The organism is Streptomyces sp. NPDC090741 (genome assembly GCF_044769045.1).
Taxonomy (GTDB): domain Bacteria; phylum Actinomycetota; class Actinomycetes; order Streptomycetales; family Streptomycetaceae; genus Streptomyces.
In genome coordinates this window covers 35,320-57,744 of sequence record NZ_JBIVXF010000017.1, presented here as the reverse complement: position 1 = coordinate 57,744, position 22,425 = coordinate 35,320, and the positions used below count along the sequence as shown (strand labels likewise).

Below are 22,425 nucleotides of genomic sequence, written 5' to 3'. Positions count from 1 at the left end.
GCGCGGACCGCGCCGATCGTCAGACCTGGAGCGTCATCCCGTCTCCGCCTTCAGGACTACACACCCTGACGAAAGGCTGATGCGGACCGGTCGAAGAGGCCCGGCGAAGCGGACCGTACGCGGTGGATCGGACAAGTTGTCCACAGGTCCGTGCACGACCCTTGACGTGATCTCCGGTCATTGTCACATTCATCAGTGTCAAGTTACGGGCGCGTAGCGCGTACGGCTCTACGGACGGACGGCTGTCATGGCTGCGGACACCAGGCAACGCACCGCGCAACTCTCGCCGGACCTGCGCGGGTTCAGGGAAGTGCAACGCCTCTCGTACGAGTGCGCGGAGACCGTCGCGGCGCAGCTGCGCCCGGGGGTGACCGAGCGCGAGGCGGCGCGGATGCAGCGCGAATGGCTGCGCGAGCGCGGGGTGCGGGACTGGTTCCACCTGCCGTTCGCGTGGTTCGGGGACCGCACCGCCTTCGCGAACTTCAAGATCCCGCTCCAGTTCTTCCCGACGAACCGGAAGCTGGAGCCGGGGATGCCGTTCATCCTCGACATGGCGCCCGTGTACAAGGGGTACGCGGCCGACATCGGATACTCGGGCAGCCTCGGGCTGAACCCCGTACAGGACCGGCTCATGTCCGATCTGCGGGTGCACCGCGAGCTGATCCTGGAGCAGGTCCGCGAGCGCCGCCCGCTGCGCGAGATCTACGAGAACGTCGAGCGGCTGATGATCCGCCAGGGGTATGCCAACCGGCACCGCGCCTACCCCTTCGGCGTGATCGCCCACAAGATAGACCGGGTCAGGGAGCGGCGCTGGTCCCCGACCGTCTTCGGGTTCGGGACGCAGTCCCTCAAGGGGCTGGCCTCCGACGCCCTGCACGGACACCGCGAGGGCTGGTCCCCGCTGTGGAGCCCGTACCGCTTCTCCGACCACCCGCCGCAGCCCGGGCTGTGGGCGGTGGAACCGCACCTGGGGTTCCGGGGCACCGGCGCGAAGTTCGAGGAGATCCTCGTCGTCACCGACTCACGGGATCCCGGGGAGAGCGCGTTCTGGCTGGACGACGATCTGCCGCACGTGCGGCGCTGGGCCGAGGAGAAGGCAGCATGAGCGGCATGAGCGGGAGCAAGGGGCCGGGGCTCACGGGGGCGCGCGAGCGCCGGGTGAGCACCGGCGGCATCGAGCTGTGCGTCGTCGAGCTCGGCGAGGCGGACCGGCCGACCGTGGTGCTCGTGCACGGGTACCCGGACAGCAAGGAGGTCTGGTCGGATGTCGCGGAGCGGCTCGCGTCCCGCTTCCACGTGGTGCTCTACGACGTACGCGGCCACGGACGCTCCACGGCGCCGGTGCCCCTGCGCGGCGGCTTCACCCTGGAGAAGCTGACCGACGACTTCCTGGCGGTGGCCGACGCGGTCAGCCCGGACCGCCCGGTGCACCTGGTCGGCCACGACTGGGGCTCCGTACAGGGCTGGGAGTTCGCGACGGTCGCCCGTACGGAGGGCCGGATCGCCTCCTTCACCTCGGTGTCGGGCCCCTCCCTGGACCACTTCGGGCACTGGATCAAGAAGCGGATGACCCGGCCCACCCCGCGCCGGGCCGCGCAGCTACTCGGCCAGGGCGCCAAGTCCTGGTACGTGTACATGCTGCACACCCCCGTCCTGCCGGAGCTCGCCTGGCGCGGGCCGCTCGGCAAGCGGTGGCCGCGGATGCTGGAGCGCGTGGAGAAGGTCCCGGCAGGCTCCTACCCGACGGCCTCGCTGCCCTCGGACGCCGCGCACGGAGCCTGGCTCTACCGCGACAACGTACGGCCCCGGCTGCGCCGGCCGCGCGCCGACGCGTACGCGCACGTACCCGTCCAGCTGATCACCCCGACCGGGGACGCCTTCCTCTCCGAGCGGCTCTACGACGACCTGGAGCGGTGGGCCCCCGACCTGGTGCGGCGCACCCTGCCCGCCAAGCACTGGGTGCCTCGGACCCGGCCCGACCAGCTGGCCGCGTGGATCACGGAATTCGTCACCGCCCGGGAGGAGCCCGCCACCCGGGCGCCGGAGCAGAAGGCTCCGGGCAAGTACGCCGATCGGTTCGGCGGCCAGCTGGTACTGGTCACCGGCGCCGCCAGCGGCATCGGCCGGGCCACCGCGTTCGCGTTCGCCGAGGCCGGGGCCCGGGTGGTGTGCGTGGACCGGGACGCCGAGGGCGCGGCCCGCACCGCCGACATGGCACGGCTCGTCGGAGCCCCCGAGGCCTGGGGCGAGTGCGTCGACGTCAGCGACGAGCAGGCCATGGAGAAGCTCGCGGCGAAGACCGCCGCCGAGTACGGCATCGTGGACGTCCTGGTCAACAACGCCGGGATCGGCCTGTCCGGGCCCTTCCTGGAGACCACTTCGGAGGACTGGAAGAAGGTCCTCGACGTCAACCTGTGGGGTGTCATCCACGGCTGCCGGATCTTCGGCAAGCAGATGGCCGAGCGCGGCCAGGGCGGGCACATCGTCAACACCGCCTCCGCCGCCGCCTACCTGCCGTCCAAGACGCTGCCCGCGTACAGCACCTCGAAGGCCGCGGTCCTGATGCTGAGCGAGTGCCTGCGCGCCGAGCTCGCCTCGCAGTCGATCGGGGTCTCCGCGATCTGCCCCGGCATCGTCAACACCAACATCACCGCCACCTCGCGCTTCGCCGGGGTGGACGCGGCGGAGGAGAAGCGGCGCCAGGAGCGCTCCTCGCGGCTGTACGGACTGCGCAACTTCCCTCCGGAGAAGGTCGCCGAGGCGATCGTGCGGGCCGTGGTCCGCAACGAGGCCGTGGTGCCGGTGACCCCGGAGTCCAAGGGCGCGCTGTGGATGTCCCGGTTCGCGCCGGGCGCCCTGCGGCGGCTCGCGAAACTGGAGCCCCGGCTGTGAGCGCGAGCCCCGCACGGCCATATCCCGCTTCTTCCGGCGGTCGTACCATCCCTCGCAGGAGGGCTCGCTGCGCAGGGCGGTCGAGTACCTTGCGGCTTCGCCTGCCGCCCGGGCCGCGGCGGCCGCGGTCGGCCGAGCCGCCATGTCGTAGGGAGCCGGGATTGTCAGAACAGGCGGTGGCCGAGTACCGGATCGAGGATCTCGCGCACCACAGCGGGGCGACGGTGCGCACGATCAGGGCGTACCAGGACCGTGGGCTGCTGCCGAAGCCTGAGCGGCGCGGTCGCTCCAACGTCTACCGGGACACCCATCTGGCGCGGCTGCGCCAGATCGCCGATCTGCTGGACCGCGGCTACACCCTGGCCTCCATCAAGGAACTGCTGGAGGCCTGGGACGCCGGCCGCGGGCTCGGCGGGGTGCTCGGGCTCGTCGCCGAGGTACACGGCCCGTGGACCGACGAGGAGGCCGCCCGGATCAGCCGGGCCGAGCTGAACGAGCGGTTCGGCGGACGTCCCGACGACGACGCCGTGGGCGAGGCGTGCGAGCTGGGGGTGCTGGAGGCGATCCCGGGGCGCCCGGACGAGTTCCTGGTGCCCTCCCCGCAGGAGCTGACCGTGGCCGCCGAGCTGTACGCGGCCGGGGTGCCGCTGTCGGCGATCACCGGGCACCTGCGGGAGCTGCGCGGGCAGGTGGAGCACATCGCCTCGCGGTTCCTGGAGTTCACCACCGAGCACGTCTTCGCCCGCTACCTCGGAGAGGTCCCGCCGACGGACGCGGACGCGGCGGAGGCGGCGACGATGGTACGGAGACTGCGCCCCCTGGCCCAGCAGACGGTGGACGCCGAGCTGGCGCGGGCGATGCGGCTGTTCGCCACCCGGCACCTGCAGCGCCACCTGGGGGCGGCCGGAGCCCCGCAGTCCTCGGGACCCGCGCCGGTGGCCCTGCCGGCGGAGACCGTACGGGCGGTGCAGGATCTGGTCGGCGCCGAGCACGTGGGGGAGTTCGTCCGGGCCGCGACGGAGCGGGAGCTCCAGGCCCGGACGATGAACGAGCTGGCCCGCCGGGGCGGCGGGTAACGGCCGCCGGCACCCGGTCAGTAGTCCACAGGGCGGATCACTCGTTTGCCCTCAAATCCGACCCAACCAGCTGTGGACAAGTCGGTGTTGCCTGTGGGCAACTCTGTGGACGGCCCTGTGGGCGGCGCTGTGGAAGCCTGTGCGGGCAGCTCAACCGATGGTCTCGTACGCGGGGTTCACAGGGCTGGTGCTGCCGAAGGTGCCGGTGGGGCCGGCGACTCTGACGGGGCCGGCCGGCACCTCCTGCGCACCGCGCCGGGTGCTCCCGTACAGGAGTGCGGCGAGGGCCAGGCCCAGCACGCCGCCGACCACCTGCGCCGCGACGAATCCGGGCAGCGACTGCGGGGCGATCCCGGTGAAGGAGTCGCTGAAGGCGCGCCCGATGGTGCCCGCCGGGTTGGCGAAGGAGCCGGACGAGGTGAACCAGATCGCGGAGGCGATGTACGCGGCGACCGCGGCCGGGATCAGCTTCGGACGCCCGATGCGCTCCAGGCCCTGGATGACGAGGACGAGCCCGGCGGTGGCGACGATCTCGCCGACGAGCAGGTGGCCGCCGCCGCGGACCTGCGTGGAGAAGGTCCCGGGGGTGCGGCCGAACATCACCTCGGCGAGGACGGCCCCGCCGATGGCGCCGGCGGTCTGGGCGGCAGCGTAGACGAGGGCCTCCCGGCCGCCGAGCCCCTCGCCCCCGGTCCGGCGCGCCCACCAGGAGGTGAGGGTGACGACCGGGTTGAGGTGGGCTCCGGACAGCGGCCCCAGGAGGGTGATGATCAGGCCGAGGCCGATGGCCGAGGCCAGCGAGTTGGCGACGAGGGCGACGCCGGTGTCACGGCTGAGGTCGGCGGCTTGGATACCGGAACCGATCACGACCACGAGAAGGCCGGCGGTGCCGACGAACTCGGCGACCGCACGGCGCGGCAGGGAAGCGTGGATTGTCATGGGTTCTCCCCTCGGGCAGCAGTACAGCGGAAAATGTATTCCGTATCTTGGAAACGCGATAGAGGGTCTACCACCGTGCCGCGGTCCGGCGGAGCGCCGATAAATCCCTGCTCGACCCCTGCACGACCGGGCAAGCTGGGCTCATGGACGACAGACGCACCGTGAAGGTGTCCAAATACGTCTCGAAACATCTGCGGCATCAGCCGGAACGCATCGGACTGCTGCTCGATCCCCAGGGCTGGGTGGAGATCGACGATCTTCTCCGCGCGGCCGCCGCCCACCGCTTCCCCATCAGCCGCGCCGAGCTCGACCACGTCGTCGCGGCCAACGACAAGCAGCGGTTCGCCCTCGATGGCACCCGCATCCGCGCCAACCAGGGCCACACCGTTCCCGTGGACCTGGACCTGCCGGAGGCCGAACCGCCCGCGTACCTCTACCACGGCACCGTGGCCGCCGCCCTGGACGCGATCCGCGCCGAGGGCCTGCGCCCCATGGCCCGCCACCACGTCCACCTGTCCCCCGACCGGGAGACCGCCACCCGCGTGGGCGCACGGCGCGGCCGGCCGGTCGTGCTCGCCGTGGACGCGGGGGCGATGCGCGCGGCCGGGCACGTCTTCCGGGTCAGCGCCAACGGGGTGTGGCTGGCGGACGCCGTACCGCCGCAGTTCCTGCGCTTCTCCTAGCGCGGGAATTCACGACGAGATTGTCAGATCATCCCCCTACTCTGTTCCTCATTCCGATCCGTGAGGGGGGTACCTCGCGATCGCCGAACCATCCATGCGAGCACGCGAGGTGACGCCCCATGACGTCCACATCCCCTTCCTCCACCCACTCCGACCCTTCCGCCAACAGCTTCCAAGTCGATCTGCGCGGCCTGGTCGACCTGCTCTCCCACCACCTCTACTCCAGCCCGCGCGTCTACGTCCGCGAGCTGCTGCAGAACGCGGTGGACGCCGTCACCGCCCGCCAGGCACTCGACCCGCAGGCAGAGATCCGCATCCGCCTGTCGGCGTCCGCGGGCCGGGTGACCATCGAGGACAGCGGCATCGGCCTGACCGCCGCCGAGGCCCACTCCCTCCTCGCCACCATCGGCCGCAGCTCCAAGCGCGGCGGTGACCACGGCCTCGAGACCACCCGCCGGGAGTTCCTCGGCCAGTTCGGCATCGGCCTGCTCGCCTGCTTCGTCGTGGCCCGCCAGATCCGCGTCATCACCCGTTCCGCCCGCGACCCCCAGGCCGCGCCCGTCGAATGGCTGGCCACGGACGACGGCTCGTACACCGTCCGCGAACTGCCCGACGAGGCCCGCCGGGAGCCCGGCACCACGGTCATCCTGCAGGCCCGCCCGGGAGCCGAGGAGTGGACCGTCCCGGCCAAGGTCGAGCAGCTGGCCCGTGACTACGGCTCCCTGCTCCCGTACGACATCACCTTCACCGAAGGCGAGGGCCAGGGCGGCCAGGGCGGCGAAGGCGGCGAGCCGCGGGGCATCACCGACCGGCCCGCCGTGTGGGACCGCCCCTTCCCCACCCCCGCCGCGCGCCGCGTCGCGCTCGCCGGCCACTGCGCGCAGCTCTTCGGCTTCACCCCGCTCGACAGCATCGACCTCGACCTGCCCGTCGCCGGGGTGCGCGGAGTGGCGTACGTCCTGCCCGAGCCGACCAGCCCCGCCCACCGGGCCGGACACCGCGTCCACCTCAAGGGCATGCTGCTCACGGACCACGCCGACAACCTGCTGCCGGACTGGGCGTTCTTCGTCCGCGCGGTCATCGACACGGACACGCTGCGGCCCACCGCTTCCCGCGAGAACCTGTACGACGACGAGACCCTGTCCGCGGTACGCGAGGCCCTCGGCGCCCGGGTCCGGGCCTGGCTCGCCGAGCTCGCCGCGAGTGAACCGGAGCGCTTGGCCGCCTTCCTGAGCGTCCACCACCTCGGGGTGAAGTCCCTGGCCCGGCACGACGCCGAACTGCTCGGCCTGATGCTGCCCTGGCTGCCGTTCGAGACGAGCGAGGGCTCGATGAGCCTCCAGGAGTTCACGGCCGCCCACAGTGAGATCCACTTCACGCGCACCGTGGAGGAGTTCCGCCAGATCGCCCCGATCGCGGCGGCCCACGGCCTCGGCGTCATCAACGCCGGATACACGTACGACGCCGACCTGCTCGCCCTGCTGCCCACCGTGCGACCGGACCTCAAGGTCGCGGAACTGGACGCCGGAGCCGTAACCGAGCGGCTCGACCCGGTCCCGACCTCCGCCGAACTGGCCCTCGCGCCCTTCCTGTCCACGGCGCGCACCCGGCTGGAGGCACAGGGCTGCGACGTCGTGCTGCGTGCCTTCCAGCCCGTGTCCGTCCCCGCGCTCTACCTCGACGACCGCCAGGCCCGCCAGGAGCGCGACCGTACGGCGGCGCTGGACAGCGCCGACTCCCTGTGGAGCGGAATCCTCGGCGCCCTGCGCGGCTCCGCGCCGCGCGCCCGCCTGGTGCTCAACCACAACAACCCGCTGATCCGCCGGATCTCGGCCCTGCCCGACGAGGCACTGACCGGCACGGCCGTCGAATCGCTGTACGGGCAGGCACTGCTGATGTCCCAGCGGCCGCTGCGCCCCGCCGACTCCACGCTGCTCAACCGGGCCTTCCTCGGGCTCCTGGAATGGGCGACCCACTCCACCGACTCCCCGGAGGGACAGAAGTGACCATGCTGACGCGCGAGGAGATCGAGCAGGGCCTGTCCGAGAACAGGAACTCCCCGAACGGAGCCGCACGCAACGCGCACGCCGAGGTGCTCGTGGGTGCGGCGGAGGCGATCGGTGACGCGGCCCTGTTCCGCACGGCCCTGGACAACTTGATCAACGCCTATCTCTGGAGTGCCGAGTCCTCCAAGATGCTGGTGCCCTTCGCCCGGCTGCTCCAGGAGTACGACAAGGACCCCGGCGCCTTCGGCCGGTGGGACGCCCATTCCCTGTTCTGGCAGTTCAAGTGGGTGGCCACGGCCATCAGCGACTCCCCCGAGATCCCGCTGGAGTCCGCCGTCGGCTGGCTGGACGAGATGGAGCGCCGCTACCGGATCGCCGGCTACAGCGAGCGGCCGGTCCGCGAGTCAGAGCTGTGGCTCGCCGACGCGATCGGCCAGGACGACCGGGCCGAGCGGGCCCACCAGGCCTGGCTGGCCGCCGACCGCGACGACATGAGCGACTGCCACGCCTGCGAGCTCAACGGCCAGGGCGCGTACGCCGTGCTGCGCGGGGACGACGCCAGGGCCCTGGAGCTCTGGCAACCCGTTCTGGCGGGCGAGCGGACCTGCGCCGAGGAACCCCACCGGCTGCTCGCCACCTCGCTGCTGCCGCTGCTGCGCCTGGGCCGTTTCGACGAGGCCCGTTCGCACCACGTACGCGGCTACCGCATGGCCCGCGGCAACGAGAGCCTGCTGCCCTCCATCGCCAAGCACATCGAGTTCTGTGCCCTGAGCGGCAACGAGTCGCGCGGCCTGGAGATCCTCGCCGAGCACGCCGCCCACATGAGTCCGCTGGTCAACGTCGACGACCAGATGGCATTCCACGGCGGCATCCTCGTGCTGCTGCGCAGGCTGACGGAGCTGGGCCACGGCCAGAGCCCGGCCGTCCCGTACGACGGTGTCCCGCACACGGTCTCCGAGCTGTACGAGGTGCTGCGCGCGAGCTCGCTCCAGATCGCCCGGCGCTTCGACGCCCGCAACGGCACCACCCGGGTCTCCGACCGCTTCCTCGCCCGGATCGGGCGGGAGCCGCTGGTCGGCGTACTGCCGCTGGGGGTGCGCAGCACGGCGCTGCCGCAGCCGGCCGCCGCTGTGGACGCCCCTGCGGCCGCGACCGTGCCGGCGCCGCCCGCGGCCGATTTCGAGGAGTTGGTGGAGCGGGCCCGGCAGGCCCGGGAACAGCGGCATCCGGCCGCGGACGCGCTCTGGGCCGAGGTCGGCGTACGGGTGGACGCGCGCCCGGAGGACGGGGTGGACCCGCTGCTCGCCGCCGACGTGGCCGACCAGCGGGCCCTGACTGCGGCCCGCGGCGGGGCCGGGAACGCGGCGGAGCTGCTGGAGGCGGTCCGCGACCGCTACCGCGCGCTCGGCCAGGCCGAGCGCGCGGCGCTGGCGGAGCTGCGGCTGGCGAGCGCGGCCGCGCAGTCCGGGGCCGAGCCGCAGCGGATCCGGGAGCTGCTGGCGGTGGCCCTGAAGGCCGCCGAGGCGCTGGACGCGGAGGAGCCGCTGCGCGGGCGCCGGATCGCGCTGGCGGAGCTGTCGTCGATCCGCGTGGAGTCGTACCTGCGCTCGCTGGAGGCCGGCCCCGAGCACGAGCACCTCCACGAGCCCGGCCAGGACCACGGGCACGGCGAGCTGGCGGCCGAACTCGGCGCCTTCGTCGCCGCGTACGCACAGGATCTGCCCGATCTGGCGGCCGAGGCCGAGGAGATGCTGGGCCGCGTCGCGCTGTCGCAGGGCGAGCCCGAGCGGGCCCTGCCGCTGCTGGCCTCGTCCGCGTCGCGGGCGGTGTCGGCGGGCCTGCCCTGGCAGGCGGTGGACGCGTTGGTGCTGCGGGCCGGTGTGCTGATGTCGGTGGAGCGGCCCGAGGAGGCCGAGGAGGCGGCGCGTTCCGCGTTGGAGCACTCCGCGGAGGTGACGGAGGCCGAGACGCAGGGCGTCGTACGGCTCACTTTCGCGGACATCCTGCTGCGCCGGGCCGACGCGGCGGCGGAAGCGGCCGAGCACGCCCTCACCGCGGCGCACTGGTTCGACCAGGCGGGTCTGACCGCCGACGGCGGGGCGCAGGCCCGGCTGGTGCTGGCCCGGGCGTACGCGCGGGAGGGCCGGCACGCCGACGCGGCGGAGGTGTTGCAGTCGACGCTGCCCGATCTGCTGGAGCACGGCGAGGGACAGGCCGTCTCCGTACGGGAGTTCCTCGGCGATCTGCTGCGACAGCTGAACGACTCCCGGGCGGCGGCGGAGCAGTACCTGCTGGCGGCGGAAGTGGCCAAGGGCTGGGAGGACCCCCGCCCGCAGGCCGCCCTGGCACAGGCGGCGGCGGAACAGCTGTCCACCGCGCGCCTGGACCAGGAGGCACTCGCCGCGTACGAGCGGTCCCTGGAGCTGTTCCGGATGGCGGGGGATGCACCGATCGCCGAAGTGCGGATCCTGCGCTCCCTGGCCTGGATGGCGCCGCGCGGGGACACCAGTGCGGCGGCGTGGGCGCGGGCACGGGACCTGATGGACCAGGCCGCCGGGGTTCTGGAGACCGCGCTGGCCGAGAACGCGGAGACGGGCGAGGGTCAGGCCGTCCCGCAGCTGCGGGCCGAGCTCGCCCAGACCTGGCTGCAGCTGGCGCAGGTGCTCGACCGGCGGGTCACCTCGCACGAGCAGGCAGCGGACGAGGACGGCGGGGACGACGAGGACGGCGACGAGGACGGCGGGGAGGGTCAGGGCTCCCGCCGAGCCGAGGTGGACACCGAGGCACTGCGGCTGGAGGAGATCGAACTGACTGCGCGGGCCGGCGACCTGTACGCGGAACTGGGTCCGGACCATCTGGGGGACCGGCTCCAGTGCGTGCAGTACGCCGCCTGGACCGAGGAGGAGATCGGTCGCGCCGAGGCGGGAGCCGCTCGGCTCTCGGTACTGATCGAGGAACTCCGGGCCATGCCCGAGGGGGTCCCGGAGGATCTGCTGGAGCGCGCCCAGTCCGCCCTCGACAGCCTGCGGTCCTGAGTGCGATGCCCCCGTCGCCCGGCGGCGACGGGGGCATCCTCCGTTTCAGCTGTCCAGCTGGGCCAGGCCCTCGGTGGCGATCTGTTCGAAGACGTTCTCGTCGGCCGCGAACTCGGAGTCCGGGATCGGCGCGTGGATCACGATCTCGGTGATGCCGAGCGCCTGGTGACGGCCGGCGAAGTCGACGAACGCGTCGACGGAGTCGAGCATCGTGTTGCGGTCCGGGGTGAAGCCGGTCAGCAGGATCTTCGCCATCAGCTCGGACGCGCGGCCGATCTCCGCGCACACCTTGTCGAGCCGGGCCAGCTGGCCGCGGATGGCCTCCACCGACTGCTCGGGGGTGCCCTCTTCGAAGAGCTTCGGATCGCCGGTGGTCACCCAGGCCTGGCCGTGGGCGGCGGCGAGCTTCATGCCCCGCGGGCCGTTCCCGGCGACGGCGAAGGGCAGCCGCGGCTGCTGCACACAGCCGGGGAGGTTGCGGGCCTCGTCGGCGGAGTAAAAGGTGCCGCGTTCGCTGACCGCGGCCTCGGTGAGCAGCCGGTCCAGCAGCGGTACGAACTCCGCGAAGCGGTCCGCACGCTCACGCGGGGTCCAGGGGTCCTGTCCCAGGGCGGAGGCATCGAACCCGTTGCCGCCGGCGCCGACGCCGAGGGTGAAACGGCCGCCGGAGATGTCGTCCAGCGACATCAGCTCCTTGGCCAGCGTCACCGGGTGCCGGAAGTTCGGCGAGGTGACGAGCGTGCCCAGACGCATCTTCTCGGTGGCGGCAGCCGCCGCGGTCAGGGTCGGGATCGCGCCAAACCACGGCCGGTCGCGGAAGGACCGCCAGGTCAGGTGGTCGTAGGTGTATGCGGTGTGGAATCCGAGCCGCTCGGCTCGCACCCACTGGTCACGGCCGCCCTCACGCCACGGGCGTACCGGGAGGATCACAGTGCTCAGACGCAGACTCATGCGTTCGAGACTACGGCCCCGCTCATGTTTCACGTGAAACATCGCCCGCCCCCGGCTCACCGTGAGCACCCGCCCGCCGGCAGCGGGGGGAGAAACATCGCCATCCGGCGCAGGAGCCCGGCCCACTCTGGTCGGCTGTCGCAAGGCCATGGGTGAAGATGGATCCGTGACCTCGGCTCCCCAGCGCCCGGACGGGCCAACCCCCACTCCCCGGCTCATCGCCACCGACCTCGACGGCACCCTGCTGCGCGACGACAAATCCGTCTCGCTCCGCACGGTCGCCGCGCTCGCCGCTGCCGAGGAGGCCGGGGTCGAGGTCTTCTTCGTGACCGGCCGCCCGGCCCGCTGGATGGACGTGGTCGCTGACCACGTCCACGGCCACGGCCTGGCGATCTGCGCGAACGGGGCCGCGGTGGTCGATCTCCACGCGGGCCGGGAGTTCGTGCAGGTCCGCGCGCTGCCTCGGGCCACGGCGCTGACGGTCGTGGCGACGCTGCGCGCCGCCGCACCGGGCACCTCCTTCGCGGTCGAGATGACCACCGGCATCAACTACGAGCCGCTGTACCCGCCCTTCTTCCAGGACCCGGGTGCCCATGTGGCCACCGCCGAGAAGCTGCTGGAGGAGGAGGCGGACGACACCTCCGCTCCCGTCCTCAAGCTCCTCGCGCACCATGCCGAGCTCGCCCCGGACGAGTTCCTGGCGCTCGCCCGCTCGGCCGCCGGCGCCCACGCGTCGATCACCCGCTCCAGCCCGACCGCTCTGCTGGAGATCAGCGGACCGGGGGTCTCCAAAGCCAGCACCCTGGAGCTGTGCTGCGCCGAGCGCGGTATCTCACCGGCCGAGGTCGTCGCCTTCGGGGACATGCCGAACGACGTGGAGATGCTCCGCTGGGCGGGCACCTCGTACGCGATGGGCAACGCCCACCCGGACGTGATCGCGGCCGCCTCCGGCCGTACGGTCGCCAACAACGAGGACGGCGTTGCCGTGGTCATCGAGCGCATCCTCGCGGATCGCGCCGCGCAGCAGCGCTAGGACGAGCGCTAGGACGAGCCCGGGACGTCAGAGCGGGGCCTCCCACACCAGGGTGGTCCCGGTGCCGTCCTCCCCGATGCCGGTGCCGTACGAGCTCGACCCTCCCAGCGACTCGGCCCGCCGGCGCAGATTCCGCAGCCCGCTGCGCCGGCCGCCCTCGGGGATGCCCACGCCGTCGTCGGCGACCTCCAGCCGCACCCCGGGCCTCCCGTCGGCCAGCGTGCCGGTGCAGTCCACGACCACCTCGATCCGGGACGCCTCCGCGTGCCGGAAGGCGTTCGACAGGGCCTCGCGCAGCGCCGCGATCAGGTTCTTGCCCACCAGTTCGCCGACCACCGTGTCGATCGGCCCGAGGAACCGGTGCGCCGGCTTGAAGCCCAACGGCACCGCGGCCATGTTGATCTCCCGCAGGACCCGCGTGCGCAGCCCCGACGGAGCCTCGGCCGGTCCCTGCTGGAGCGCGAAGATCGCGGTGCGGATCTCCTGGATCGTCACGTCCAGCTCGTCCACGGCCTTTCCGACTCCGTCGACGACCTCGGGGACGACGGAGCGCCGCTGGGCTCCCTCCAGCATCAACCCGGTGGCGAACAGCCGCTGGATGACCAGGTCGTGCAGGTCCCGGGCGATCCGGTCACGGTCCTCGAACACCGCGAGCCGCTCCCGGTCGCGCTGCGCCTCGGCCATCATCAGCGCCAGCGCCGCCTGGGAGGCGAACTGGGTGGCCAGTGTCCGCTCGGCCTCGCTGAACGGCCTCTTGCCACGCGCCCGCGGGGTGACCAGCGCGCCTAGCACCCGCCCGCCGCTGTGCAGCGGCAACATCATGCAGGGCCCGTACTGGCTGGTCAGCCGACTGATCATGCGGGGGTCGCTGGCAGCGTCCTCCACGAAGACCGGCTCGCCTTCGAGCAGCTTCGCCACCACCGGGCTCTCGGCAGGGATCACCAGACCGAGCGAGGTGGCCGCGCTCTCGGCGGAGACGGCGACGATCTCCATGCCGCCCTCCTCGGCCGGCAGCATCACGATTCCGGCGGCGGAATCCGCCAGGTGGCGGGCCTGCTCGGCCACCACCGAAAGGGCGTCGTCCGCGTCCCCGCCCGACAGCAGGGCGGTCGTGACGGCCACCGAGCCGTCGATCCACCGCTCCCGCTGGGTGGCGGCCTCGTACAGCCGGGCGTTGCCGATGGCGATGCCCGCCTCGGTGGCCAGGACCCGGACCATGTGGACGTCGTAGTCGTTGAACCGGCCGCCGCCGTTCTTCTCGGCGAGGTACAGATTGCCGAAGATCTCCCCCTGCACCCGGATCGGGACGCCGAGGAAGGTCTTCATGGGCGGGTGGTGCGGCGGGAACCCGGCCGAGCGCGGGTCCTTCGTGAGATCGGCGAGCTGCACGGTGTCGGGATGGGAGATCAGCGCGCCGAGCAGGCCCCGCTTCCCGTCCGGCCGGTGCCCGATCTTCCGGGCCGTCTCGGCGTCGATGCCGAAGGTGACGAAGTCCGACAGGCCGCGGCCCTCGGTGTCGACCACCCCGATCGCCGCGTACCGGGCGTTCGCGAGCTCGGCCGCCGTCTCGCAGATGCGGTCGAGGGTGGAGTGCAGTTCGAGGCCGGTGCCCACGGAGCGCATGGCCTCCAGCAGTTGTGGCACCCGGGCAGTGAGCTCGGTGGAGAGGCCCTGCAGACTCCGGGTGGCCTGGGTGGCTGCCTCCAGCGGGTCCGGTGTTCCGGGGGGTGACTCCGGCGGTTCCTGCGACTCCTGCACTGACATGCCCTTGAGACTAGTTAGTCCCTTTTACCGGGGAAAGTCGGCCAGGGCACGGTCGGCCGACCGCTCCCGCTCCAGCAGGTTGCGCAGCGGACCCTCGGCTGCGGCCAGCTCGGCGTACGTGCCGCGCTGTACGACCACTCCGCGCTCCAGTACGAGCACTTCGTCGACCGCTTCCAGGCCGGCCAGCCGGTGCGTGATCAGCACGGTGGTGCGGCCCTCGGTCGCGGCGAGCAGATCCGCCGTCAGGGCGTCCGCGGTGGCCAGGTCCAAGTGCTCGGCCGGCTCGTCGAGCACGAGGACGGGGAAGTCGGCGAGCAGCGCCCTGGCCAGGGCCAGCCGCTGGCGCTGGCCTCCGGAGATCCGCTCGCCGTGCTCGCCGACCAGGGTGTCCAGTCCGTCCGGGAGGCCCTCGGCCCACTCCAGCAGCCGGGCCGCCGCCAGGGCCTCCCGCAGCTGCTCCTCGCTCGCCCCGGTCCGGGCCAGCCGCAGGTTCTCCCGTACCGAGCTGTCGAAGAGGTGCGCGTCCTGCGCGCACAGGCCCACCATCCGGCGTACCTCGTCGCTGTCGAGCGTGCGCGCGTCGGTGCCGCCCAGGATGTACGTACCTTCGTGCGGGTCCAGGAACCGCAGCAGGACCTGCGCCAGCGAGGTCTTGCCCGCACCCGAGGAGCCGACGACGGCGATCCGCCGGCCGGCCTCCAGGGTGAGGTCCAGCCCGCGCAGCGCGTCCTGCTCCTGCCCGGGATGCCGGGCGGCGAGTCCGGTCAGCCGCAGCGGGAACGGGGAGGCCGGTACCGCGGCCGGCCGCTCCGGCTCGGCGACCGGGACGGGAGCGTCGATGACCTCGTAGATCCGCTCGGCGCTGCGGCGCACCCGCTGCCGGTACTGGACGGCCTGCGGAAGCCCGTTGACCGCCTCGAAGGCGGCGAGCGGGGTCAGCACGGCCACGGCCATGGCCACCCCGGACAGCCGCCCCTCGTGCACGGCGTCGGCGGCCAGGGCCGCGGCGACCACCACGGTCAGCCCGCACACGAGGGCGGTCAGCCCGCTCCCGAGCCCGGTGGCGGCGGCCCCACGCGCGGAGATGCCGGTCAGCGTCCGGTCGCTCTCCTTCGCGGCGCCCTTCCGCCCTGCCAGCGCGCCGGCGACGGTCAGCTCGGCGGTCCCGGTCAGCAGATCGGCGACCCGGGTGGCGAGTTCTCCCCGGGCCGGCGCCAGCCGCCGCTCCGCACGCCGGGCGCAGGCTCCGCTGACCAGCGGCACCCCGACCCCGGCCGCGAGCAGCCCGACGGCGAGTGCCGCTCCCGCCCCGGGCAGCAGCCAGGCGGTGAAGGCGACCGAGCCGGTGCCGACGAGTACCGCGGTGCCGACCGGCAGCAGCCAGCGCAGCCAGTAGTCCTGGAGGGAGTCGGCGTCGGCCACCAGGCGGGCCAGCAGGTCTCCGCGCCGCTGCTCGCGCAGCCCGGCGGGCGCGATCCGCTCCAGCCGGCGGAACACCGACACCCGCAGGTCGGCGAGCATCCGCAGCACGGCGTCGTGGGAGACGAGCCGCTCCGCGTACCGGAAGACGGCCCGCCCGATCCCGAAGGTCCGGGTCGCCGTGACGGCCACCATCAGGTAGAGCACGGGCGGCTGCTGCGAAGCCCGCGAGATGAGCCATCCGGAGACGGCCATCAGCCCGACGCTGCACCCGACGGCCAATGCCCCGAGCAGCAGGCCGAGCCGGAACCGCCCCTGCCACGCCTTGGCCACCGCCCGTACCCGCCGGAGCGGATCGCCCCCGCCCGAGTCGGCGCCGCCGGTCCTGGCCACCCTCTCGGGGGCGCTGCCGAGGATCCACTCCCCGGGGTCGGAGGGCCCGTTGTGCTCCCCGGCGAGGCCGTTGGAGGCCTCAGCCGTGGTCCTCCCGGGCCGGACGGCGGACGGAGTCGGCAGGACCCCCGCCTCGCCCAGCCGCACCACCCGGTCGGCCACGGCCAGCAGCGCCGGCCGGTGGACGACCAGCAGCACGGTCCGGCCCGCCGCGAGGCGTCGTACGGCGTCGACCACGGCCGCCTCGGTCTCGCCGTCGAGAGCGGCGGTCGGCTCGTCCAGCAACAGCACCGGCCGGTCCGCGAGGAACGCCCGCGCCAGTGCCAGCCGCTGGCGCTGTCCGGCGGACAGCCCGACCCCGCCTTCACCCAGCTCCGTGTCGACACCGCGCGGCAGCGCGGCCACGAACTCCCACGCCCCGGCGTCCTTCAGTGCCTCGGCCACCGCGTCCGCAGACGCGTCCGGCCGTGCCAGGCGTACGTTCTGCGCGATCGTCCCGGCGAACAGGTGCGGCCGCTGCGGCACCCACGCGATCCGCTCCCGCCACTGTTCGAGCGACAGCGAGGCGAGGTCCACGCCCCCGATCCGCACCCGACCCGCGGTCGGCTCGACGAAGCCCAGCAGTACCTGGAGCAGCGTGGACTTGCCCGCCCCGCTCGGTCCGGTGAGCGCGACGCACTCCCCGGGTCCGACCGCCAGCGAGACCGGTCCGGGCGAGTCCTCGCCCCGGCCCTCGTAGCGGACCGCGACCCCGTCGAACTCGATCCGCAGCCCCGCGGCCGGCACCGGGGCCACGCCGCCGGAAGCCGCAACAGGGGTCTGGAGCACCTCGAAGATCTCTTCCGCCGCCGCCAGCCCCTCGGCCGCCGCGTGGTACTGCGCCCCGACCTGGCGCAGCGGCAGATACGCCTCGGGCGCCAGGATCAGGATGACCAGCCCGGTGTACAGGTCGAGCTCCCCGTGGACCAGCCGCATGCCGATGGTCACGGCGACCAGCGCCACCGACAGCGTGGCCAGCAGCTCCAGCGCGAAGGAGGACAGGAAGGCGATGCGCAGCGTCCGCACCGTCGCCTGCCGGTAGTCGTCGGTAATCTTGCGGATCGACTCGGCCTGGGCCTTGGCCCGGCCGAAGACCTTCAGCGTCGGCAGCCCGGCCACCACGTCCAGGAAGTGCCCCGACAGCCGGGACAGCAGCCGCCACTGGCGGTCCATCCGGGACTGGGTGGCCATGCCGATCAGCACCATGAACAGCGGAATGAGCGGCAGCGTGACCACGATGATGGCCGCCGACACCCAGTCCTCGGTGACGATCCGGGCGAGGACCGCCACCGGGACGACGACCGCGAGCCCCAGCTGGGGCAGGTAGCGGGAGAAGTAGTCGTCGAGGGCGTCCACGCCCCGGGTGGCCAGCGCCACCAGCGACCCGGTCTGCTGCCCGCTCAGCCAGCCGGGTCCCAGATCCGCGGCCCGGTCCAGCAGCCGGCCCCGCAGCTGCGATTTGACCGCCGCACTGGCCCGGTGGGCCGCCAGCTCCGTGAGCCAGGCGAGCAGACCGCGCCCCAGCGCGACCGCCGCGAGCAGCAGCAGCGGCGTCCGCAGCGCCTCCCCGTCCAGCCCCTGTTCGAAGGCGCCGACCACGATCTCGGCGATCAGCATCGCCTGACCGACGACCAGCCCTGCCCCGGCAAGTCCCAGGGCCACCACGGCCGCCAGGAAGAGGCGGGTTGAGCGGGCGTACCGAAGCAGGCGCGGGTCGATCGGTTTCACGTGAAACATCCCCCAGAGCAGGGTCAGGAAGCAGGGTCAGGGATCAGTGCGCATCGACGATGTGCTGCGTACCGATCCGCTTGCGGAACACCCAGTACGTCCAGCCCTGGTAGAGCAGGACGAGCGGCGTGGCCACTCCCGCGCACCAGGTCATGATCTTCAGGGTGTACGGGCTGGACGAGGCATTGGTGACCGTGAGGTTCCAGGCCTCGTCCAGCGAGGACGGCATCACGTTCGGGAAGAGCGTCAGGAAGAGCATCGCGACCGCGGCCGCGATGGTGATCCCGGACAGGGCGAACGACCAGCCCTCGCGGCCCGCCAGGTTGAAGCCCAGGGCCCCGAGCAGTGCGAGGACCGCGACGGCCATGGCGATCAGGCTCTTGCCGTCACCGCGCGAGACCTGGGTCCAGATCAGGAAGACGAGGGCCAGCACGGCGGTGAGCACGCCCAGTCGCGTCGCCAGCGTGCGCGAGCGCTCCCGGATGTCCCCGACCGTCTTGAGCGAGGTGAACACCGTTCCGTGGAAGGTGAAGAGGGTGAGGGTGACGAGTCCGCCGAGCAGGGAGTAGCCGTTGAGCAGGTCGAAGAGGCTGCCGACGTACTCCATGTGCTCGTCGATCTTCACTCCGCGCACGATGTTGGCGAAGGCCACGCCCCACAGGAACGCGGGGATCAGCGAGGTCCAGAAGATGGCGTGTTCCCAGTTGGTCTGCCACCGCTCCTCGTCCCGCTTGTGCCGGTACTCGAAGGCGACACCGCGGATGATCAGGCAGACGAGGATGACCAGGAGCGGCAGGTAGAACCCGGAGAAGAGGGTCGCGTACCACTCGGGGAAGGCGGCGAAGGTGGCACCGCCCGCGGTGAGCAGCCAGACCTCGTTGCCGTCCCACACGGGCCCGATCGTGTTGATCAGGACCCGCCTCTCGGTGCGGTTGCGGGCGAGCAGCTTGGTCAGGACGCCGACTCCGAAGTCGAAGCCCTCCAGGAAGAAGTAGCCGGTCCACAGGACGGCGATGAGCACGAACCAGACGTCATGGAGTTGCATGGTGCGGTCCCCTCAGCCTCAGTACGAGAAGGCCATCGGCCGGTCGGGGTTCTTGTCGTCCCCGCCGATCTTGGTGGGCGGGTTCAGGTCGGCTTCGGTCAGCTCGGGCGGACCGAGCTTCACGTACTTCACCAGCAGCCGGACTTCGATCACCGCGAGGACGGCGTACAGGAGCGTGAAGCCGATCATCGAGGTGAGCACCTCGCCCTGGGACACGTGGGGCGAGACCGCGTCGCGGGTGCGCAGGACTCCGTAGACCACCCAGGGCTGACGGCCCATCTCGGTGAAGATCCAGCCCCAGGAGTTGGCGATGAGCGGGAAGCCCATGGTCCAGAGGGCGACGATCCAGTACCAGGTGGTGAACCGGGGGCTCAGCGCCTTCTTGAAGAGGACCAGGTGCGGGACCTCGTCCTCGCCGGTGCGCAGCCCCGGAGGCAGCATGAACTTCTTCCGGGTGAGCCAGAGCCCCAGTACGCCGACGCCGAGGGAGGCCATGCCGAAGCCGATCATCCAGCGGAAGCCCCAGTAGGCGACCGGGATGTTGGGCCGGTAGTCGCCGGGCCCGAACTTCTCCTGTTCGGCCTTGTTGACGTCGTTGATGCCGGGGACGAAGGAGGTGAAGTCGTCGTTGGCCAGGAAGGACAGCAGGCCCGGGATCTCTATCGCGACCTTGTTGTGGCCCTTTTCGACGTCTCCGTAGGCGAAGACGGAGAAGGGCGCGGGCGCCTCGCCGTCCCAGAGCGCCTCCGCGGCGGCCATCTTCATCGGCTGCTGCTTGAACATCACCTTGCCGAGCAGGTCACCGCTGATGGCGGTGCCCATGCCGGCGATGATCAGCGTGATCAGGCCGAGCCGCAGCGAGGTCCGCATCACGGGGATGTGCTTCTTGCGGGCCAGGTGGAAGGCGGAGATGCCGACCATGAAGGCGCCGCCGACCAGGAAGGCCGCCGTGATGGTGTGGAAGAACTGGCTCAGCGCGGTGTTCTGCGTGAGGACCAGCCAGAAATCGGTGAGCTCGGCCCGGCCCCGCTCCTCGTTGATCCGGTAGCCGACCGGGTGCTGCATCCAGGAATTGGCCGCGAGGATGAAGTACGCGGAGAGGATGGTGCCGATCGAGACCATCCAGATGCAAGCCAGATGGATCTTCTTCGGCAGCTTGTCCCAGCCGAAGATCCACAGGCCGATGAAGGTCGACTCGAAGAAGAAGGCGATGAGCGCCTCGAAGGCCAGCGGCGCCCCGAAGATGTCACCGACGAAGCGCGAGTAGTCGGACCAGTTCATGCCGAACTGGAACTCCTGCACGATGCCTGTGACGACACCCATGGCGATATTGATCAAGAAGAGCTTGCCCCAGAACTTGGTGGCCCTGAGGTACTTCTCATTCCCCGAACGCACCCAGGCGGTCTGAAGGCCTGCCGTGAGCGCGGCGAGCGAGATCGTCAGTGGGACGAAGAGGAAGTGGTAGACGGTGGTGATGCCGAACTGCCATCGCGCCAACGTCTCTGGCGCCAAAGCTACGTCCACGTCGTCGTCTCCTTCGGTGCGCCGTGGTCACTGCCGCAGTTTGCCTGGCGTGCCCTACCCAATACGGGATGAAGCAGGACACGCTTGTGAACGCGTTCACATTCACAAGCATTATGTCGTACCAGCTTCGGCGCGTTTCAGGCGGGGGTCCCCCTAGCCAATACATTCAACAGATTGTTGAATGCCGCTCATGAGGATTCGTATCTCCTGGCCCGCGGGCCAGCTCACGGCAACCCTTGACGAGACCCCGACCAGCAAGGCGCTGGCCGAGGCCCTTCCGATCTCCGCCTCCGCCAACACCTGGGGCGAGGAGGTCTACTTCGACACCGGCGTCTCCGCGGCGCTGGAACACGACGCCCGGCAGGTCGTCGACCCGGGCACGGTCGCGTTCTGGACCGAGGGCGACGCACTCGCGCTGCCCTACGGCCCCACGCCCATCTCGCGCGGAGGCGAGAGCCGCCTGGCGAGCCCGTGCAATGTGCTCGGCTCGTTCGACGGCGACCCCCGCCTGCTGTCCACCGTCCGCGACGGCGACCCGATCCGCGTGGAACTCGCGTAGCCGCTCAGAGCCCGCGCAGTCCCCGGGGGCTACATCTCCTTGAAGAAGGCCTCCGCCGTGTGCAGGAAGATGTCGTTCGCCTCGGGCTCACCGATCGTGACCCGCAGGCCCTCGCCCGCGAAGGGCCGGACCACCACACCGGCCTTCTCGCAGGCCGCCGCGAACTCGGCGGTCCGCTCCCCCAGCCGCATCCACACGAAGTTCGCCTGCGTGTCCGGCACCACGGTCCAGCCCTGGCCGAGCAGCGTCTTGTGGACCCGGGCGCGCTCGCCCACCAGCGCCCCGACCCGGCCCATCAGCTCGTCCTCGGCGCGCAGCGAGGCGACCGCCGCATCCTGGGCAAGCTGGCTGACACCGAAGGGCACCGCCGTCTTGCGCAGCGCCGCCGCCACCGGCTCGTGCGCCACCGCGAAGCCCACCCGCAGGCCGGCCAGCCCGTACGCCTTGGAGAACGTACGCAGCACGCAGACGTTCGGGCGGCTGCGGTAGAGCTCGATGCCGTCCGGCACCTCGGTGTCGCGGACGAACTCGCGGTACGCCTCGTCCAGCACCACCAGGATGTCCGAGGGGACCCGGTCCAGGAACCGCTCCAGCTCGGCGCGGCGGACCGCGGTGCCGGTGGGGTTGTTGGGGTTGCAGACGAAGATCAGCCGGGTCCGCTCGGTGATCGCGTCGAACATCGCGTCGAGGTCGTGCACGTCCCCGTCGGTCAGCGGCACCTGAACGGACTTCGCACCCGAGATCTGCGTGATGATCGGGTAGGCCTCGAAGGACCGCCAGGCGTAGATGACCTCGTCGCCGGGGCCTGCCGTCGACTGGATCAGCGACTGGGCCACACCAACGGAGCCCGTGCCGGTGGCGATGTGCTCGACCGGCACCCCGAACCGCTCGGCGAGCTCGTTCACCAGGCCCGTGCAGGCCATGTCGGGGTAGCGGTTGAACTGTCCGGCCGCCGCGATCGCGGTCTCCAGCACCCCGGACAGCGGCGGGTACGGGTTCTCGTTCGAGGACAGCTTGTACGCGACGGGTCCGCCCGCAGCAGCGGGCTTCCCGGGCTTGTAGGTGGGAATGCCGTCCAGCTCGGCGCGCAGCTTCGGGCTCTTCTCGCTCACCGCAGGTCCTCCTCGACCGTCCCGTACGACGTCGCCGTCGACTCAATACTGCTCACCTTATGAGGATTCCGCTCTCCCGAAAATGGGCGGCGCCAGGATTGCGGGGGAGCGCACGCATATATGCGTGCGCCGGTGGCCCACGCCGTGGCGCGCATCCCTCGTACAGGTGAGTTGAGACCGTCCCGAGACCACACCGCTTTGGCATGCCCGTAGCCGCCGACAAACGC

At 71.7% G+C, this 22,425-nt stretch carries 15 protein-coding genes and 1 pseudogene; 9 read left to right on the top strand and 7 right to left on the bottom strand.

What is annotated here, in order from left to right; all coding sequences use genetic code 11:
• Window positions 1-247 precede the first annotated feature (247 nt).
• From ACIQU4_RS34155 to ACIQU4_RS34140, 4 genes and pseudogenes are all read left to right on the top strand, one after another.
• Window positions 248-1,105, top strand: coding sequence for a M24 family metallopeptidase (locus ACIQU4_RS34155; protein ID WP_403739156.1), 858 nt, complete (start codon window positions 248-250; stop codon window positions 1,103-1,105).
• Window positions 1,106-1,110: 5 nt separating this feature from the next.
• On the top strand, window positions 1,111-2,892 hold the full coding sequence (locus ACIQU4_RS34150; protein WP_403739536.1) for an SDR family oxidoreductase: 1,782 nt from the start codon (window positions 1,111-1,113) through the stop codon (window positions 2,890-2,892).
• 16 nt (window positions 2,893-2,908) lie between these two features.
• Window positions 2,909-3,043, top strand: a pseudogene (locus ACIQU4_RS34145) (metal-dependent hydrolase); the annotation flags it as partial.
• A 10-nt stretch (window positions 3,044-3,053) separates the two neighbouring features.
• Window positions 3,054-3,968 carry a MerR family transcriptional regulator gene (locus ACIQU4_RS34140; protein ID WP_403739154.1) on the top strand — a complete coding sequence of 305 codons (915 nt, stop codon included), beginning with the start codon at window positions 3,054-3,056 and terminating at the stop codon, window positions 3,966-3,968.
• Window positions 3,969-4,118: 150 nt separating this feature from the next.
• On the opposite strand, the gene ACIQU4_RS34135 is transcribed toward ACIQU4_RS34140, so the two are convergent.
• Window positions 4,119-4,907 (bottom strand): aquaporin, encoded by a 789-nt coding sequence (locus ACIQU4_RS34135; protein ID WP_403739151.1) that lies wholly within the window; start codon window positions 4,905-4,907, stop codon window positions 4,119-4,121.
• 143 nt (window positions 4,908-5,050) lie between these two features.
• Between ACIQU4_RS34135 and ACIQU4_RS34130 the strand changes: the two genes are divergently transcribed.
• From ACIQU4_RS34130 to ACIQU4_RS34120, 3 genes are all read left to right on the top strand, one after another.
• Window positions 5,051-5,590: an RNA 2'-phosphotransferase gene (locus ACIQU4_RS34130; protein WP_403739148.1), complete on the top strand. Its 540-nt coding sequence runs from the start codon at window positions 5,051-5,053 to the stop codon at window positions 5,588-5,590.
• Between the two features lie 119 nt (window positions 5,591-5,709).
• Window positions 5,710-7,596, top strand: coding sequence for an HSP90 family protein (locus tag ACIQU4_RS34125; protein WP_403739144.1), 1,887 nt, complete (start codon window positions 5,710-5,712; stop codon window positions 7,594-7,596).
• Window positions 7,593-10,631, top strand: coding sequence for a tetratricopeptide repeat protein (locus ACIQU4_RS34120; RefSeq protein WP_403739142.1), 3,039 nt, complete (start codon window positions 7,593-7,595; stop codon window positions 10,629-10,631). The genes ACIQU4_RS34125 and ACIQU4_RS34120 overlap by 4 nt, the downstream gene beginning before the upstream one ends.
• 45 nt (window positions 10,632-10,676) lie before the next feature.
• On the opposite strand, the gene ACIQU4_RS34115 is transcribed toward ACIQU4_RS34120, so the two are convergent.
• Window positions 10,677-11,582 carry an LLM class flavin-dependent oxidoreductase gene (locus tag ACIQU4_RS34115; protein ID WP_403739140.1) on the bottom strand — a complete coding sequence of 302 codons (906 nt, stop codon included), beginning with the start codon at window positions 11,580-11,582 and terminating at the stop codon, window positions 10,677-10,679.
• A gap of 148 nt (window positions 11,583-11,730) precedes the next feature.
• Here ACIQU4_RS34115 and ACIQU4_RS34110 point away from each other — a divergent pair, with 148 nt between their 5' ends.
• On the top strand, window positions 11,731-12,615 hold the full coding sequence (locus ACIQU4_RS34110; RefSeq protein ID WP_403739138.1) for a Cof-type HAD-IIB family hydrolase: 885 nt from the start codon (window positions 11,731-11,733) through the stop codon (window positions 12,613-12,615).
• 27 nt (window positions 12,616-12,642) lie between these two features.
• Here the strand turns inward: ACIQU4_RS34110 and ACIQU4_RS34105 are convergent, their stop codons facing one another.
• The 4 genes from ACIQU4_RS34105 to ACIQU4_RS34090 are packed head-to-tail and all read right to left on the bottom strand — an operon-like array spanning window position 12,643 to window position 20,527.
• Window positions 12,643-14,379 (bottom strand): GAF domain-containing sensor histidine kinase, encoded by a 1,737-nt coding sequence (locus ACIQU4_RS34105; protein WP_403739135.1) that lies wholly within the window; start codon window positions 14,377-14,379, stop codon window positions 12,643-12,645.
• A 24-nt stretch (window positions 14,380-14,403) separates the two neighbouring features.
• The gene (gene cydD / locus ACIQU4_RS34100; protein WP_403739132.1) at window positions 14,404-17,967 is read right to left on the bottom strand and encodes a thiol reductant ABC exporter subunit CydD; all 3,564 of its coding nucleotides are present in this window, start codon (window positions 17,965-17,967) and stop codon (window positions 14,404-14,406) included.
• Window positions 17,968-18,001: 34 nt separating this feature from the next.
• Entirely contained in the window at window positions 18,002-19,003 is a 1,002-nt protein-coding gene (gene cydB / locus ACIQU4_RS34095; protein WP_403739129.1) for a cytochrome d ubiquinol oxidase subunit II, read from the bottom strand.
• Between the two features lie 18 nt (window positions 19,004-19,021).
• The gene (locus ACIQU4_RS34090; RefSeq protein WP_403739126.1) at window positions 19,022-20,527 is read right to left on the bottom strand and encodes a cytochrome ubiquinol oxidase subunit I; all 1,506 of its coding nucleotides are present in this window, start codon (window positions 20,525-20,527) and stop codon (window positions 19,022-19,024) included.
• 190 nt (window positions 20,528-20,717) lie between these two features.
• On the opposite strand from ACIQU4_RS34090, the gene ACIQU4_RS34085 reads away from it, so the two are divergent.
• Entirely contained in the window at window positions 20,718-21,086 is a 369-nt protein-coding gene (locus ACIQU4_RS34085) for a cyclophilin-like fold protein (protein ID WP_385585824.1), read from the top strand.
• 29 nt (window positions 21,087-21,115) lie between these two features.
• Here the strand turns inward: ACIQU4_RS34085 and hisC are convergent, their stop codons facing one another.
• Complete coding sequence (gene hisC / locus ACIQU4_RS34080) at window positions 21,116-22,198, bottom strand: histidinol-phosphate transaminase (protein ID WP_403739123.1); 1,083 nt, start codon at window positions 22,196-22,198, stop codon at window positions 21,116-21,118.
• Window positions 22,199-22,425: the final 227 nt, after the last annotated feature.